Below are 16,443 nucleotides of genomic sequence, written 5' to 3'. Positions count from 1 at the left end.
GAACCATTGAAAAGTGGACTTTACAAGACTATACTATTCCCGAATGTATCAAAAAACCTTGCAACTAGGTTACAAGGTTAATCACATTAATCAAAGTTAACGTACTCTTTTTGAAGTTCAAGGACTTCTTCCATTGTTGAACACTCTGTAAGGGCACGGTTAGCGTACTCTTCCATCTTAGCAGTATCCAATTTCTTCATCAAGCTACGTGTACGAAGTACAGATGTTGCTGACATAGAGAACTCATCCAAGCCCATTCCGACAAGAAGTGGAACAGCTTTTTGGTCACCAGCCATCTCACCACACATACCAGCCCATTTACCTTCAGCGTGAGCTGCCTTGATAACGTTGTTGATCAAGCGAAGGATTGATGGGTTATATGGTTGGTAAAGGTATGAAACTTGCTCGTTCATACGGTCTGCTGCCATTGAGTATTGGATCAAGTCGTTTGTTCCAATTGACATGAAGTCTACTTCTTTTGCAAATTGGTCTGCAAGCATGGCTGCTGCAGGGATTTCAATCATGATACCAACTTGGATGTCATCCGCAACTGCAACACCTTCAGCAAGAAGGTTTGCTTTTTCTTCATCAAAGACTGCTTTAGCTGCACGGAATTCTTTCAAAAGGGCAACCATTGGGAACATGATACGCAATTGACCATGAACAGAAGCACGAAGAAGGGCACGGATTTGTGTACGGAACATTGCATCTCCAGTTTCAGAAATAGAGATACGAAGGGCACGAAATCCAAGGAATGGGTTCATTTCATGTGGCATATCGAAGTAAGGAAGTTCCTTATCTCCACCAATATCCATTGTACGAACAACCACTGGTTTACCATTCATTCCCTCAAGAACAGCCTTGTATGCTTCATACTGTTCGTCTTCAGTTGGGAAGTCTTGAGAATCCATGTACAAGAATTCTGTACGGTAAAGTCCAACAGCTTCTGCACCGTTGTTGTTAACACCTTCCACGTCTTTTGGAGTACCGATGTTAGCTGCTAACTCGAAGTGTTTACCGTCAGCAGTTACTGTTTGAGCATCTTTCAAAAGTGCCCATTCAGCTTTTTGTTTAGCATAAGCTTCACCAGCTGCTTTAAATTCTGCCGCTTGTTCATCTGTTGGGTTGATAATGACTTCACCAGTAATTCCGTTAACGGCAAGGATATCACCGTCTTTCACTACTTCAGTGATGTTATTTGTTCCCAATACAGCTGCAATTTCAAGTGTACGTGCCATGATAGCTGAGTGGCTTGTACGTCCACCGATATTTGTTACAAAAGCTTTTACAAAGTTTTTGTCCAATTGAGCTGTATCAGATGGTGTCAAATCATGCGCAATCACGATTACTTCTTCGTTGATTGAAGCTGGGTTTGGCAATTTCTTACCAAGAAGGTTTGCCAATACACGTTTTGTCACGTCGCGGATGTCCGCTGCACGTTCTTGCATGTATGGGTTGTCTTCCATACCTTCAAAGATAGTGATGAACATGTCAGTCACTTCTTTAAGACCTGCTTCTGCATTGACTTTCTTAGCACGAATTGTTTCTTTAATCTGACCAATCAATTCTGGGTCAGAAAGAACCATCAAATGAGCGTCAAAAACTTGAGCCGCTTCTTCACCAAGCGTACCTACAGCTTTCTCGCGGATAAGAGAAAGCTCGTTTTGAGAAGCTTCAAGAGCAACATCCAAACGAGCCTCTTCTGCGTTTGTATCTTCGACTGAAATAGTCTCGAATGACAAATCCGGTTGAACGAGTAGATATGCTTTTGCAACTGCAACACCGTCAGATGCTGCGATTCCTTTAAGCATTTCTGTCATTTCCCTTATGCCAATCCTTCTTTTTCCATTGTTTCTGAGATTGCAGCGATAGCGTCATCTGCATCTGCACCTTCAGCTGAGATAGTTACGTCAGCACCTTGGCCAACACCAAGACTCATAACACCCATAATTGATTTAAGGTTAACTGATTTACCTTTGTACTCAAGAGTGATATCTGAAGCAAATTTGCTAGCAGTTTGTACCAACAATGTTGCTGGACGTGCGTGAATACCTGTTTCTGCCACTACGTGGAAATCTTTAGAAGCCATAGTTTGACTCTCCTTTTGTTCTTTCTTTTTTTGAGTTATATGTGATAACCCTTACAATTTGGTATTATACCATCTTCTAGGATTTTTTTCAAGCATTTTCTGGATTTTCCTTCAATTTCCTTTCAGATAACTTGCTGAAAATCTTCTGTCCTAGATAATAAAACACAGGATATAGTTTCTTTAAAAACGATTTATAGGATAATCATTGCTATTTTATAAAGCAAACACTACATATTGTGTTTTGTGAGCTTGACTAGAAAAACAGACCACTATATTTAGTTTAAATCATTGACAAATTTTTATTTTCTGATATACTAAGATAGTATTAAATTTTGAAGAGGAGTTACACAATGGTAACCGTTTATTCTAAAAACAATTGTGTCCAATGTAAAATGACCAAACGTTTCTTGGACAGTAATAACGTTGAATATAAAGAAATCAATCTTGATGAGCAGCCTGAGTACATCGATCAAGTCAAAGAACTCGGTTTTAGCGCAGCTCCTATTATTCAAACACCAACTGAAGTCTTTTCAGGTTTCCAACCAGGAAAACTGAAACAATTAGCATAATCTTAGTACATCATCCAGAAGAAACTGCTTCTAGGCCTAACTTAGAAGCCTTTCTTTTGTAATTAGATAAGGGAAATTTTATGGGATTAAAACATCTTGAAGACGTGACTTACTTCCGTCTCAATAACGAAATCAACCGTCCTGTTAATGGACAAATCATGCTTCATAAAGATAAGGAAGCCTTGGATGCCTTCTTTAAAGAAAATGTCGTTCCAAACACTATGGTTTTTGATTCAATTAAAGATAAAATCAACTACCTCATTGACCACAACTACATCGAAACAGCCTTTATCAAGAAATACCGTCCAGAGTTCTTGGAAGAATTGTCACAATTTATCAAAGACCAAAACTTCCAATTCAAGTCTTTCATGGCTGCTTATAAATTTTACAATCAATATGCCTTAAAGACTAATGACGGTGAATATTATCTTGAAAGTATGGAAGACCGTGTCTTCTTTAACGCCCTTTATTTCGCTGATGGGAATGAAGCTGTTGCAATCGATATTGCCAATGAAATCATCCACCAACGCTACCAACCTGCTACTCCTTCCTTCTTGAATGCTGGACGTGCTCGTCGTGGGGAGTTGGTATCTTGTTTCTTAATCCAAGTGACGGATGACATGAACTCTATCGGACGTTCTATCAACTCTGCCCTTCAACTTTCACGTATTGGTGGTGGTGTGGGAATTACCCTCAGCAACCTTCGTGAAGCTGGTGCACCTATCAAGGGGTATGAAGGAGCAGCTTCTGGTGTCGTACCAGTTATGAAACTCTTCGAAGATAGCTTCTCTTACTCAAACCAATTGGGGCAACGTCAAGGTGCTGGGGTTGTCTACCTCAACGTCTTTCACCCAGATATCATCGCCTTCCTTTCAACTAAGAAAGAAAACGCCGATGAAAAAGTTCGTGTCAAGACCCTTTCACTTGGTGTCGTTGTACCAGATAAATTCTACGAATTGGCTCGTAAAAATGAAGAAATGTACCTCTTCAGCCCTTACTCTGTAGAAAAAGAATACGGTGTGCCATTCAACTACATCGATATTACTGAAAAATACGATGAACTAGTTGCAAATCCAAATATTCGCAAGACAAAAATCAAGGCGCGTGATTTGGAAACTGAAATCTCCAAATTGCAACAAGAGTCTGGCTATCCTTATGTCGTCAACATTGATACGGCCAACCGTGCAAATCCTATTGATGGTAAGATTATCATGAGTAACTTGTGTTCTGAGATTCTTCAGGTCCAAGAACCAAGCTTGATCAACGATGCTCAAGAATTCCTTCAGATGGGAACGGATGTTTCATGTAACCTTGGTTCAACCAACGTGGTCAACATGATGACTTCACCTGATTTTGGTCGTTCTATCCGTGCTATGGTTCGTGCTTTAACTTTCGTTACAGATAGTTCACACATCGTAGCTGTTCCTACCATCGACCACGGAAATAGCCAAGCTCATACCTTTGGTCTTGGTGCCATGGGACTTCACAGCTACCTTGCTCAACAACTCATTGAATATGGATCGCCTGAGTCTGTTGAATTTACAAGCATCTACTTTATGCTTATGAACTACTGGACCTTGGTTGAATCAAACAATATTGCGCGTGAACGTGGTATCACCTTCCACAACTTTGAAAAATCAGACTATGCTAAGGGAAGCTACTTCGACAAGTATGTAACTGGCGAATTTATTCCAAAATCAGACCGTGTTAAAGAACTTTTCAAAGATGTCTTTATCCCAAGTGCTGCTGACTGGGCTGAACTTCGCGACAAGGTTCAAGCAGATGGTCTTTACCACCAAAACCGCCTTGCTGTTGCTCCAAATGGTTCGATCAGTTACATCAATGACGTTTCGGCTTCTATCCACCCGATTACGCAACGTATCGAAGAACGCCAAGAAAAGAAAATCGGTAAAATCTACTATCCTGCTGCTGGCTTGTCAACAGAAACGATTCCTTACTACACTTCTGCCTACGACATGGATATGCGTAAGGTGATTGATGTTTACGCTGCTGCAACAGAGCACGTGGACCAAGGTCTTTCACTCACACTCTTTATGCGTAGTGACATTCCAAAAGGACTTTACGAATGGAAGAAAGAAAACAAACAAACGACACGTGACTTGTCTATCCTTCGTAACTATGCCTTTAACAAGGGTATCAAGTCTATCTACTACGTCCGTACTTTCACAGACGATGGTGGAGAAGTCGGTGCTAACCAATGTGAAAGTTGTGTGATTTAGTTTCTAGCATAGAAACACTATTTTTCCCCTAGGTAGCACTGATAAAATCAAATCTACTATGTCATAACATAATTTATGTAACATTTTAAAAGTCGGGCTTCCGACTTTTTGTGCGATACTCCTATAGAATTATGGTAGAATAGAATAATTGTGAGTTCGCAATACTAAACACAGAAAGAGATTTCAAATGGAAACTTACTACAAAGCCATTAACTGGAATGCCATCGAAGATGTCATCGACAAATCAACTTGGGAAAAACTGACGGAGCAATTCTGGCTCGATACACGTATTCCCTTGTCAAACGACTTGGATGACTGGAGAAAGCTATCTAACAAAGAGAAAGACTTGGTTGGAAAAGTCTTTGGTGGTTTAACCCTTCTCGACACTATGCAATCTGAAACTGGGGTTGAAGCCCTTCGCGCAGATATCCGTACACCACATGAGGAAGCTGTTTTCAATAACATCCAATTTATGGAATCTGTCCACGCTAAATCTTATTCATCAATCTTTTCTACCTTAAATACTAAGGCTGAGATTGAAGAAATTTTCGAATGGACCAATACCAATCCTTATCTGCAAAAGAAGGCTGAGATTGTCAACGAAATCTACCTCAACGGTAGCCCACTTGAAAAGAAAGTGGCCAGTGTCTTCCTCGAAACCTTCCTCTTCTACTCTGGTTTCTTCACACCGCTCTACTATCTAGGAAATAACAAGTTGGCCAACGTTGCGGAAATCATTAAACTGATTATTCGTGACGAATCTGTTCACGGAACCTACATTGGTTACAAATTCCAACTTGGTTTCAATGAATTGCCTGAAGAAGAGCAAGAAAAACTCAAAGAATGGATGTACGACCTACTCTATACTCTTTATGAAAATGAAGAAGGCTACACAGAAAGCCTCTATGACGGTGTTGGTTGGACGGAAGAAGTCAAAACCTTCCTTCGCTACAATGCTAACAAGGCTCTCATGAATCTAGGCCAAGATCCACTCTTCCCAGATTCAGCTGATGATGTCAACCCAATCGTTATGAACGGTATTTCAACAGGAACTTCCAACCACGACTTCTTCTCTCAAGTCGGAAATGGTTACCTTCTTGGTGAAGTTGAAGCCATGCAAGATGATGACTACAACTACGGTTTGGACTAATACTCTTCGAAAATCTCTTCAAACCACGTCAGCTTCGCCTTGCCGTAGATATGCTCACTGACTTCGTCAGTCTTATCTACAACCTCAAAACTGTGTTTTGAGCAACCTGCGGCTAGCTTCCTAGTTTGCTCTTTGATTTTCATTGAGTATAATTCTCCACCACTCTTAACCATCAAAAAGTAAACTAGAAACAACAAAATAATAACTTAATAAAAATATCGAAAGTTTTGAAAATAAACCTCGATATTTTTGTTTTTGTTTTATTTTGTTGTTTTTGTATTTGAATGATGAGCTAGTTTATGGTAAGATAGTAGTAGGAAACGAGGTGATAATATGCTCAAACAAGAAAAATTAACCAAAATTTTAGAGATAGTAAATAGTAAAGGAACCATAACGGTTAAGCAGATTATGGACGAAATAGCCGTTTCAGATATGACTGCAAGGCGCTATTTACAGGAATTAGCTGATAAAGACTTGCTGATTCGTGTGCATGGTGGAGCTGAAAAACTTCGAACCAACTCCCTTTTGACTAATGAGCGATCAAATATTGAAAAACAAGCCCTCCAAACGGCAGAAAAACAAGAAATAGCCCGTTTTGCAGGCAGTCTAGTAGAAGAAAGAGAAACTATTTTCATTGGACCAGGAACAACATTAGAATTTTTTGCGCGTGAGTTACCTATTGACAATATCCGCGTCGTGACCAACAGTCTACCTGTTTTTCTGATTTTAAGCGAACGAAAATTAACAGATTTGATTTTAATAGGTGGAAATTATCGCGAAATTACAGGTGCTTTTGTTGGCACATTGACCCTACAAAATCTCTCTAATCTCCAATTTTCTAAAGCTTTCGTTAGCTGTAATGGTATTCAAAACGGAGCTCTAGCTACTTTTAGCGAGGAAGAGGGAGAGGCTCAACGCATCGCTTTAAATAATTCTAATAAAAAATATTTACTCGCAGATCATAGTAAGTTCAATAAGTTTGATTTTTATACTTTTTATAATGTATCAAATCTTGATACTATTGTTTCAGATTCTAAACTAAGTGATTCAATCCTTTTTGAGCTATCTAAACTTACTAAAGTCATCAAGCCTTAATAAACTGAAAGATTCTGGGTAAGAACTCAATTTCAGAAGAAAATGAAGTAAATCTTCCTACAAAAACGCATAATACCAAGGTTTTTCAACACCTGATATTATGCGTTTTTCTGCGTTAAAGACTTTTTGCTCAATTGCTTTATCTGCTACCTCAAAGCTATGCATTGAGAAATCTGCGACTTGCTTTCTAGTTTAAAGTTGCTCTTTGATTTTTATTGAGTATAAGCAACGTGATTAGATAAGAGTTTTGCAGAGTACTAGATATAAGATTTAAAACTTTTTTGGAAATTGGTTACGATTGTTGAAACGGCATAAAATCTGAATCAAAGGAGATAGTATCCCATTCTTCAGGACTGATAAAATTTAAAAAGATATTTTTAAATTCTTCCAGCTCATAGTCTGAATGACAAATCCATTCTTTACCGGTCGAGACATACCATTTCCCAAGGCTTTTCAGTTCTTCATTCGTCAAACACGGTATTTGAGAACATTTTTCAAAGTTGATAATATAAACTTTTTCATAAATAGATTGGATAAAATTTTTGAACATCTTTTTGCCTCACTAAAATTCTATATCTAATGACTCATTCTACTACTCAATCACTTGAGTTTCCGCTACTTTCTTGTACCAATGAGCTGATTTCTTCGGATAACGTTCTTGCGTTTCAAAGTCTACATAGAAGAGACCATAACGTTTCTCATAACCGTTTGACCATGAGAAGACGTCCATCAATGACCAAATAAAGTAACCTTTTATATTCGCTCCATCTGCAATCGCATCAGACAAAACCTCTAAGTGTTGTTTGACATAATCAATACGGCCATCATCGTAAACAGTGTTATCAACGAACTCATCTTTATATCCAAGACCATTTTCAGTGATGTAGATTTTCTTATAATTAGGATAATCTTTCTTCACGCGCATGATTTGGTCATACAAACCTTGAGGGTAGATAATCCAATCCCAATCCGTACGTGGTACATAATCAGGAGCTACACGACGACCAACACCTTTGATTTGGTATTTAGAACTTCCTTTCTCACCCTTACCATTATGGATGATTTCAGTTTCTCCATCAAAGGCTTCCATCCAGTCACTCATATAGTAGTTAATTCCAAGGAAGTCATTCAAGTCTTTTGCGGCTTCTAATACTTCGAAATCTTCGTCACGCAAGTCAAGCTTTCCACCATTGGCAGCCAAGATAGCCTCTACCCCTGCCAGGGTCTTTTCAGAATAGTGACCCAGATAAGTTGCATCCAAGATAAATTTATTGTGAATAATATCTTCCAACTCTGCTGCACGAACATCTGCTGGATTTTTAGGATTCAAAGGATACTTAGTTGGTAGAGCGTGAACAACACCAATTTCACCTTTATAACCTTTATCTTTATATAGCTTAACTGCACGCGCATGAGAAACCATCATATTGTGGTGCGATTGGAAAACTTTGGCAAGGTCGTACTGAATACCTGGAGGGAATTTCCCAACCAAGTATTGACCATCACCAATTGGCCCAATTTCATTAAAGGTTGTCCAATAATTTACTTCTGGAAATTCTTCAAAACAGAAGGCCGCGTAGTCTACAAAGTGTTCAATATTTTCACGATTTAAGAAGTCGCCATTTGAGTGGAGAGCTTCTGGCGTGTCAAAGTGGTGAAGAGTTACAAAGGGCTCAACATGACGTTTGTGACACTCTGCAAATAGATTATGATAAAACTCGACACCTTTCTGATTTACTTGACCGTAACCAGTCGGAAAAATACGTGACCAAGCAATAGAAATTCGAATACCATTGACACCATACTCTTCTGCTAGCTTTAGGTCAACTGGATATCGATTGTAAAAGTCACTGGCTGGTTCTGCAGTGTACCAGTAGTTATCTTCAAGATATTTATCCCAAGCAACTGGTCCTTTTCCATCAGTATGTGTAGCGCCTTCTGCTTGATAGGCAGCAGTTGCGCCACCGAAAATAAAGTCTTTTGGTAATGTTTTTGTCATACTTTTCACCTATTTCTTGATTTAAATAAAGTAAAAGTGAGAGGAGAGGAGTCAGTGAGCCATCCTTCTCCATCTCACTTCTTGTACCAAGTCACCGAATTGTGACATGAGGAGGTAAAAACGATATCCTTTTACCGACGAATTAACAAGGCAATTAGGAAATTCGCCATAGCGATTTCCGTAACGATAGGAGACTTTTCACAGTCCCTAGCCTTAATCGAATTGCGCTTGTACAAATGCTAGAGCACCTTTTCCATCACGAGTTAATTTGATGTATTGAGCGCCTTCTGTCTTGGCAAGTTTAATACCGAGTTTATCTGTTTCTGCTTTCATGTCTTCAAAGTTTGAAGCAACTTGAGGGGCAAGGATAACTAGATCAAACTCTGGTAACATTTCACGGTGAGCACCATAGCCACCTGCTGCTGCTTTCACAGGAACATTGTACTCTGCAGCTGCCTTGTTCAAAGCATTCGCAAGGAGACCACTTGTACCTCCACCAGCACAGAGAACGAGGACATTTGTTTCTTCAGTGATGGTATTTTGTGCTGTTTCTACACCTGCTTTTTCAAGAATAGCATCTGCTTTTGCAGTGTTGAAGTTTGCAGCAACTTTTTCTTTCAATTCATCATTAGACTTACCTGAACGTTCTTCTTCAAGAATTTGTTCATCATAGACTTTAAGGAATGGATAGTAAATGACAACGTCAACCACGATTAGAAGGGCAGCAAGAATGAATGATAGAACTTGGAAGTTAGTTCCAAGAACTAGACCTAGTGGAGCTGGAGTTGTCCATGGTAGATTAGCAGTAAATGAGTTCATTCCAAGAGTTTCAATAAAGAATTTAAAGATCCATACGTTTGCGATAGGAGCAAAAATAAATGGAATGAAGAAGATTGGATTTAATACCAATGGAGCACCGAACAAGATAGGCTCATTTACACCGAAGAAGGTAGGAACTACTGAAGCACGTCCGATTGCACGGTTACGTTTCGATTTTGTTAACCACATGAACATGAAAGGAACAACTAGTGTCGCACCTGTACCACCCATGGTCACGATAAACATTTGTGTACCAGAAGTAAGGATCTTGTCAGCGTGCATACCTTGTTGGAGAAGGTTCAAGTTGACTTCGGCATTTGCATAGGTAATAGCTGCGATAGCAGGCTCAACAATAGATGGACCGTGAATCCCAACAAACCAGAAGAAGGCAAAGGCACCAAAGATAATGGTAATACCAAGATAGCCATCAGCAGCAGAGAATAATGGTGCAAAGAATTTACCGATTGATTCAGCTACGCTTGCACCAACAAAATGACGAGCTAGTAAATCAAGAGCATAAAGAGAAACCACTGAGAGAGTGAATGGAATCACATCTTTAAAGACTTGTGAGATATTTGGTGGAACTTCGTCAGGCATACGAATAGTGACGTTGTTCTTAACACAAACCTTATAGATGGCTACAGTAACAAAGGCAGCAAGGAAGGCTGAAAGCAAACCTTTTGTCCCCAAGAATCCAGTAGCTAGGCCATTTTCGATAGGATCAGCTGCCAACATCAACAAACCAACAATTGCTGCCAACAATGTTGACATATAGTTGATTTGATTGGTTTTCTCCATGCTACGGTTTACTGAGTCGGTCAATGACTTAGCTGTTGTACCAGCTACCAAGAGAGCCAGAATACCCATAGAATAGCTATAAGGTTTCATCAGAAAGGCCACAACTTCATCAGACCATTTAAAGCCCCATGAGTTTGGTACAAAGGCAATCAAGATAAAAATACTTGAGAAGAGAATGACAGGCATACCTGCAATGAAACCATCACGAATAGCACGAAGATAGATATTACGAGATAATTTCTCAAAGAAAGGTTTTCCTTTCTCGATAAATGCAATTAGTTTGTTCATTATTTAACTCCTCTCTTGTACAGTTCAATTAAATGGTGCATTAGGTCTTTTAACAAAATAGTTGTCATCAAGTGATCTTGACCGTGCATCATGGTCACACTATAGGCTAAGTCCTCACCTGAAGCTTCCTTAGTCAATAGACTTGTTTGCGCGTGGTGAGCCTCTGCAATGCATGAACCAGCTTCCTCAACTAAGCTATCTGCTTTCGCAAAATCACCAGCTTCAGCAGCCTTCAAGGCTTCCAATAGTTTTGAACGAGCATCGCCAGCATAGGCTACGATTTCAAAACCTAACAATGTTACTTCTTCTCTATTCATGATAGAATTCCCCTTATGTATTTTTAATTAAATTTTTATGACAATAAACGTTGGATATGTAGAACTAGATAAACTCGTTCACTTTTATACAAATCAAGACCCGTATGTTGTGTAATCACATCATAGATTTTGGAACCAATCTCGAACGCTTTTGGATAGGATTGTTTAATATGTTCTTCCATATCCAGAAGTGATTGGTTATCATCTCTAGATCTGTCTAAATAATCCAAGAAATAATTCAGATGAATCATAAAGCGATCATAGAAATGGTTATTCTCTTTAGTTCGTTGAATTGCATAGTCCGTTAAAACTTCTTCAACATTCCTGAGAATTTCTTTCCTCTTATCAATCGACTTAACTACTTCTACTTCATTCTCGCCTTCGGCATTGATGAAATGATAAGCAATCCGAATAATTTCATCCTCAGGGAAATGATCTGCTAGCTTCTGACGGTAAATTTCAAAAGCTTCATTTGCAATTTGAAAAGCGACAGGATACTTAGTGGAAATATCTGGCAGATTACTATCCTTGTACCTTCCTTGTGCTAGAGCTTGGTAAGAACAGTAAATATGATCTGTCAAGGTTACGTAGAGATACTCTTGAATCGGATAATGATATTTCTTTGATAGCTTATCAATGATTTCATAAGTCACTGTGATAAAATCAAGCGGAACATCTTTGAGAAGAGCCATAAAGTTTTCTCTGGACTCTTCTGTCTTCATCCGAAAGATTTTCTCAACCTGATGTTCAGCAATCAAATCCCCCTTCTTCTTTCCAAATGCAATCCCCTTACCAATTACAATCACCTCTTCTCCTTTATCATTTCTGACAAGTGAAACATTATGATTCATTGGATTTAGAATTCGATACATGTCAACCTCCTTTTATATCTTAAAGGTATATGAGTACAAAAAATGACCACAAATGAACTAGAAAATCATCCGATTTCTAATTCACCTGTGATCATGCCTAATCTTACTTAGTAACACTCACCTTGTATTAACTTGTGATTTAAGTATAGCACAAGTAAGTTATTTTGTAAACCTTTACATACAACTTTTTTTAAATTTTTTAGATTCATGTTCCTAAACTAGGAGGACTTTCTTACACACGTTCTTTCCATGAAGTCGCTGTTGTTTGAAGAACTTTGTTGAGCTCATCAATGTTTTCAAATCCAGTTGTGCGAAGCCATTCGCGAGCTGCTGTTTCACCATCTTTGATGTATGCTTCAACTGATCCAGCCCATGTTGCACGGCCACAAAGAACTCCGTTAAAGTTTGCACCTGATTCATGAGCAAATACAAGAGTATCTTGGAAGAGTTTAGCTGATACACCAGCACTCAAGTAGATGTATGGCAAGTTCGTTGCTTCATCTTGCGCTTTGAAGAAGGCTGCTGCTTCTTCACGTGTATAAACTACTTCACCTTCAGCGAAGCCTTCAACATATTTAATGTTAACAGGAACTTCAACTTTCAAGACATCAATGTTAAAACGTGGGTCTGAGAAGACTTTCATAGCACCGATAACTTTGTGTGGTTTTACTTTAGCGTATTCTACAGAACCAGCGTCAGCAATTTTTTCATCGTAAGCAAGGATTTCAAGGAAGAATGGGATATCTTCAGCCACACATTCAGAACCGATACGTTCGATGTAAGCTTGTTTTTCTTGGTTAAGTTCGTCTGAGCTATCTACATCATAGTAAAGCAAGAATTTAACTGCATCTGCACCTTCTTCTTTGATACGTTTTGCAGACCAAACATCCAAGCAGTCTGGCAAGCGTTTTGTGCTTGTTGTGTCGTAACCTGTTTTTTCATAAGCAAGGAGAAGACCAGCTTTTTCATCAAGAGCTTTAGTTGCTGGAAGTCCATACTCAGGATCAAGAAGCATAGATGAAGCGTATTTGGTCAATTCATCTGCTACCAAGACTTTCAGTTCTTCCATTTGAGCTACAGTCGGTTCTTCTGTTTGGTGTTGAGCCATGAGGCGTTTCAAAGCACCACGTTGGTCAAATGCAAGAGCTGAGATGATACCATTTTCATCAGAAAGTTTTTCTAAGCGTGCACGTTTTTGTTCTGTTAAAGCCATTTTATACCTCTTTTACTATTAATTGATCATATAGAGCTTGATAGTTGGCCATGTTGACATGACCAGTCATTTTTTCTTGAGCATTGAGCATACCAAGGACATTTGCCTTGATGAGTAATTCTGCATCCGATTCTTTGTGAAGAAGTCCTGAAGAAATTCCTGCTACAGTAGAATCTCCAGATCCGACAGGGTTGACTACCTGAATTCTAGGAATATCTACCTTGTAGAAAGTGTTACCATGTTTGGCAAAAGCACCGTTGGCACCAAGTGAAACGATAATCCATTCAATACCTGCAAACAAAGGTTCTTGAAGGACTTCTTTTAATTCATCCAAATCCTCAGAAACTTCTCTTCCCAGAAGCTGAGACAATTCCTCATTATTTGGTTTGATGACTGTTGGTTTATGTGGTGATTCAAGAACCGCCTGAAGTGCTGCACCAGAGCAGTCCAAAACAACAGGCTTGCCAGCTTGATTAGCAAGTTCTACCAAGCTCGCATAGTAATCAACTGGAAGGTCAGCTGGCAGACTACCTGAGATAGCTACTACTTCAACTGAGTCCAAGAGTTTTTTGAAATGTTCCAAAAACTCTTGACCTTCTTGTTCAAGAACTTCAGGTCCTTTTTCAAGAACTTCTGTTTGGTTGTCACCGTGGAGAATAGCAATACAGTTCCGAGTTTCTCCCTGAATTGAGAAGAAATCTTTCTTTACTTGATCATCGATATTCTCAACCAAAAACTCACCAAGTTTGCCACCCACTAAACCAGTAGCAAGAACAGAATCCCCAAATTCTGAAAGTACTCGGGTAACATTGAGTCCCTTACCACCAGCCGTTTTGGTTACATCCACCACACGATTGACAGTATCAATCTTCAACTCATCCAAAGGATAGGAAATATCAATGGATGGGTTCATTGTGACTGTTAAAATCATAGGTCACCTCTTAGTCGTGGTATTCTCCGCGATCCCATTTTTCAAGGAATTCAGTGAAGAAGTTTGCGTCTGTTTGTTGAGCATTGTGACTTTCGACGTGTTCAATTTTCGCAATCAATTTTTTGTTTTCTTCAGATGGTTTGTATTCAGCATGGATGAAAGCTTCGATGATATCACACATGAGCAATTCACCAGTAATCTTACCACCAAAGCCGATAACGTTAGCGTTCAATTGTTCTTTAGCATAAAGGGCTGTTGTCATATCACGAACCAAGGCAGAACGGACACCTGGAACTTTATTTACAGCGTTGTTGATACCAACACCAGTACCACAGATACATACTCCAAGATCAGCTTGACCACTAGTTACAGCTTCCCCTACTTTTTTACCAAAGATTGGGTAGTGAGTACGTGTATGATCATATGTACCAAAGTCAATGACTTCATATCCTTTTGATTTCAAAAATTCTGAAACCGCCATTTTTTCATCTGTTACGATGTGGTCACATCCAATTGCAATTCTCATTTTTAACTTACCTTTCTTACTGTAATCTAATTAGCACATTTTGTTCAACATGTCGACCCGAATTTGGTGACGTCCACCATCGTATTTACCGTTAACAAATCCTTTAGCAATGTTTTTAGCCAATTCATCACCAACAAGTTGTGCACCCATAGTGATCATACGAGAGTTGTTGTGGCCACGAGTCATATAAGCTGAACGTTCGTCAGATACTTCTGCAGCAACCATTCCTTTGATCTTAGTTGCGACCATAAATGGACCAGCACCGTAAGCATCAATCACGATACCAAGGTTTTGTTCTTCTTTGTTTACTTCTGCAGCAACAGCAAGAGTCACATCAACAAAGTCTTGACCTTCAGCTGTAACATCCACAACGTGGAAATTTTCTTTTTCTAAGAAGTCTTTCACAACTTCTTTCAATCTCAAACCTGCAGCATCTGCACCGATAACAATAGACATATTGTATACTCCTTTTTATTTTTTCTATGCTGGATTCCAGCAGTGTATTGGCTGTCTTTAAAAAACAGTCAATTAGTCCTCACAAACATAATATACTACTATTGTTTGAAAAAGTCAACAGTTTATGTTTGTTTTTGTTATTTATTTTTTACTTTTTTATAAAACTTCTATCTCAAACCCTATTTCTTCAACCTGATTGGCTTCTAAGAGACGAACATTCTTCTTATCTTCTAGATGATCTCCTTCTTCAAGGGATGTTGACAAGCCAGACCATGGTTCAAAGGCAATGAAAGGACCTTTATTCAAAGTTGACCAGATGATGAGATTTGGAAACTCTGCAAAGTTCACTTTCAATCCCTTATCATGTTTACGAGAACGAAGGGCAATTGTTCTAGATTGCAATTCATCTAAGGTGACTGCATCTGTACTGAAAAGATCATAGCTAAGGTCTAATTCTTTTTGATCTTCTAGCCATGGACTTCTATCTTGAAAATCAAGCAGACCTGTGTCTGGGAAAGGACGTGGAACAGAGCAAGTCTCTTCTTTCTCAAACTCTAGATAATAATCTTCATAGACTTCATCATCCAGTAGAGGACAATTAAATCCTGGATGGCCACCAATAAAGTAAGGCATGACCTTGTTAGTTTCTTTATTGAAAATCTTGTATTGAGTCCGTACTGTCTTCCCAGTAAGGATATAAGTGATTTCTAGGCGGAAATGATAAGGGTAGTTCTGGTAGCTATTCTCATCGTCTTCAATTGCAAAAGTTACACTATTATCTGTCTGTTCAACTAATTCAAATTCTTTCTTGCGAACCAAACCATGACGAGGAATCTTTCCTTTACTTTCTTGTCCATTATCATCTATATAAAGTGCTGTATCCCCTCTCAATGAACCACAAATGGGAAAGAGAACAGGAGCTTGTCCACTCCAATAAGTAGCATCTCCTTGCCATAAGTATTCAGTACCGTCATTATCTTTAATTGATGAAAGAGTGCCACCGAGTGTTTTAAACTCGACTGTTAATTTATCTGATTTTAATTTAATCACTGTTATTTACCTCCAAATTTTAATACTTCGG

Annotated in this window: 17 protein-coding genes; 4 read left to right on the top strand and 13 right to left on the bottom strand. The window is 38.9% G+C overall.

Translation table 11 applies throughout. The features are described from left to right. Nucleotides 1–86: 86 nt before the first annotated feature. Nucleotides 87–1,820 (bottom strand): phosphoenolpyruvate--protein phosphotransferase, encoded by a 1,734-nt coding sequence (ptsP, locus tag HT711_RS03945; RefSeq protein WP_173249759.1) that lies wholly within the window; start codon nucleotides 1,818–1,820, stop codon nucleotides 87–89. A 5-nt stretch (nucleotides 1,821–1,825) separates the two neighbouring features. Beyond that, on the bottom strand, nucleotides 1,826–2,089 hold the full coding sequence (locus HT711_RS03940; RefSeq protein WP_000146947.1) for a phosphocarrier protein HPr: 264 nt from the start codon (nucleotides 2,087–2,089) through the stop codon (nucleotides 1,826–1,828). A gap of 350 nt (nucleotides 2,090–2,439) precedes the next feature. Between HT711_RS03940 and nrdH the strand changes: the two genes are divergently transcribed. The 3 genes from nrdH to nrdF all read left to right on the top strand — a co-directional run bounded on the left by nrdH (nucleotide 2,440) and on the right by nrdF (nucleotide 6,048). After that, nucleotides 2,440–2,658, top strand: a complete 219-nt coding sequence (nrdH, locus tag HT711_RS03935; protein WP_000259242.1) for a glutaredoxin-like protein NrdH — start codon at nucleotides 2,440–2,442, stop codon at nucleotides 2,656–2,658. Between the two features lie 80 nt (nucleotides 2,659–2,738). Then, nucleotides 2,739–4,898 carry a class 1b ribonucleoside-diphosphate reductase subunit alpha gene (gene nrdE, locus HT711_RS03930; protein ID WP_173233524.1) on the top strand — a complete coding sequence of 720 codons (2,160 nt, stop codon included), beginning with the start codon at nucleotides 2,739–2,741 and terminating at the stop codon, nucleotides 4,896–4,898. A gap of 187 nt (nucleotides 4,899–5,085) precedes the next feature. Next, complete coding sequence (nrdF, locus tag HT711_RS03925; RefSeq protein ID WP_100104525.1) at nucleotides 5,086–6,048, top strand: class 1b ribonucleoside-diphosphate reductase subunit beta; 963 nt, start codon at nucleotides 5,086–5,088, stop codon at nucleotides 6,046–6,048. Here the strand turns inward: nrdF and HT711_RS11235 are convergent. Continuing rightward, nucleotides 6,045–6,191, bottom strand: coding sequence for a hypothetical protein (locus HT711_RS11235; RefSeq protein WP_044791689.1), 147 nt, complete (start codon nucleotides 6,189–6,191; stop codon nucleotides 6,045–6,047). The genes nrdF and HT711_RS11235 overlap by 4 nt on opposite strands. Before the next feature lie 190 nt (nucleotides 6,192–6,381). On the opposite strand from HT711_RS11235, the gene HT711_RS03915 reads away from it, so the two are divergent. Beyond that, the gene (locus HT711_RS03915) at nucleotides 6,382–7,143 is read left to right on the top strand and encodes a DeoR/GlpR family DNA-binding transcription regulator (protein WP_164226247.1); all 762 of its coding nucleotides are present in this window, start codon (nucleotides 6,382–6,384) and stop codon (nucleotides 7,141–7,143) included. A 292-nt stretch (nucleotides 7,144–7,435) separates the two neighbouring features. Here HT711_RS03915 and HT711_RS03910 read toward each other — a convergent pair whose 3' ends face one another. The 10 genes from HT711_RS03910 to HT711_RS03865 form a co-directional block, all read right to left on the bottom strand. Further along, nucleotides 7,436–7,693, bottom strand: coding sequence for a DUF3884 family protein (locus HT711_RS03910; protein ID WP_173233527.1), 258 nt, complete (start codon nucleotides 7,691–7,693; stop codon nucleotides 7,436–7,438). Nucleotides 7,694–7,735: 42 nt separating this feature from the next. Next, nucleotides 7,736–9,142 (bottom strand): 6-phospho-beta-galactosidase, encoded by a 1,407-nt coding sequence (gene lacG / locus HT711_RS03905; protein WP_000169282.1) that lies wholly within the window; start codon nucleotides 9,140–9,142, stop codon nucleotides 7,736–7,738. Between the two features lie 213 nt (nucleotides 9,143–9,355). Then, on the bottom strand, nucleotides 9,356–11,047 hold the full coding sequence (locus tag HT711_RS03900; protein WP_173233529.1) for a lactose-specific PTS transporter subunit EIIC: 1,692 nt from the start codon (nucleotides 11,045–11,047) through the stop codon (nucleotides 9,356–9,358). After that, nucleotides 11,047–11,364 (bottom strand): PTS lactose/cellobiose transporter subunit IIA, encoded by a 318-nt coding sequence (locus HT711_RS03895; RefSeq protein WP_001078324.1) that lies wholly within the window; start codon nucleotides 11,362–11,364, stop codon nucleotides 11,047–11,049. The genes HT711_RS03900 and HT711_RS03895 overlap by 1 nt, the downstream gene beginning before the upstream one ends. A gap of 35 nt (nucleotides 11,365–11,399) precedes the next feature. Further along, nucleotides 11,400–12,236, bottom strand: a complete 837-nt coding sequence (locus HT711_RS03890; protein ID WP_173233531.1) for a transcription antiterminator — start codon at nucleotides 12,234–12,236, stop codon at nucleotides 11,400–11,402. 232 nt (nucleotides 12,237–12,468) lie between these two features. Then, complete coding sequence (gene lacD / locus HT711_RS03885; RefSeq protein ID WP_050104159.1) at nucleotides 12,469–13,449, bottom strand: tagatose-bisphosphate aldolase; 981 nt, start codon at nucleotides 13,447–13,449, stop codon at nucleotides 12,469–12,471. A 1-nt stretch (nucleotide 13,450) separates the two neighbouring features. Next, the gene (locus HT711_RS03880; RefSeq protein WP_173233533.1) at nucleotides 13,451–14,380 is read right to left on the bottom strand and encodes a tagatose-6-phosphate kinase; all 930 of its coding nucleotides are present in this window, start codon (nucleotides 14,378–14,380) and stop codon (nucleotides 13,451–13,453) included. 10 nt (nucleotides 14,381–14,390) lie between these two features. Then, a complete protein-coding gene (gene lacB / locus HT711_RS03875) occupies nucleotides 14,391–14,906 on the bottom strand; it encodes a galactose-6-phosphate isomerase subunit LacB (protein WP_001216913.1) in 516 nt (171 codons plus the stop codon). Between the two features lie 30 nt (nucleotides 14,907–14,936). Continuing rightward, nucleotides 14,937–15,362, bottom strand: coding sequence for a galactose-6-phosphate isomerase subunit LacA (gene lacA / locus HT711_RS03870; RefSeq protein ID WP_000029277.1), 426 nt, complete (start codon nucleotides 15,360–15,362; stop codon nucleotides 14,937–14,939). Nucleotides 15,363–15,518: 156 nt separating this feature from the next. Next, nucleotides 15,519–16,412, bottom strand: coding sequence for an aldose 1-epimerase family protein (locus HT711_RS03865; protein WP_173233535.1), 894 nt, complete (start codon nucleotides 16,410–16,412; stop codon nucleotides 15,519–15,521). Nucleotides 16,413–16,443 lie beyond the last annotated feature (31 nt).

Origin of the sequence: Streptococcus sp. 1032, from assembly GCF_013277015.1 — a bacterium.
Taxonomy (GTDB): domain Bacteria; phylum Bacillota; class Bacilli; order Lactobacillales; family Streptococcaceae; genus Streptococcus.
Note: the sequence above shows the minus strand (reverse complement) of the source record. Positions and strands in the feature narration are given on the sequence as shown.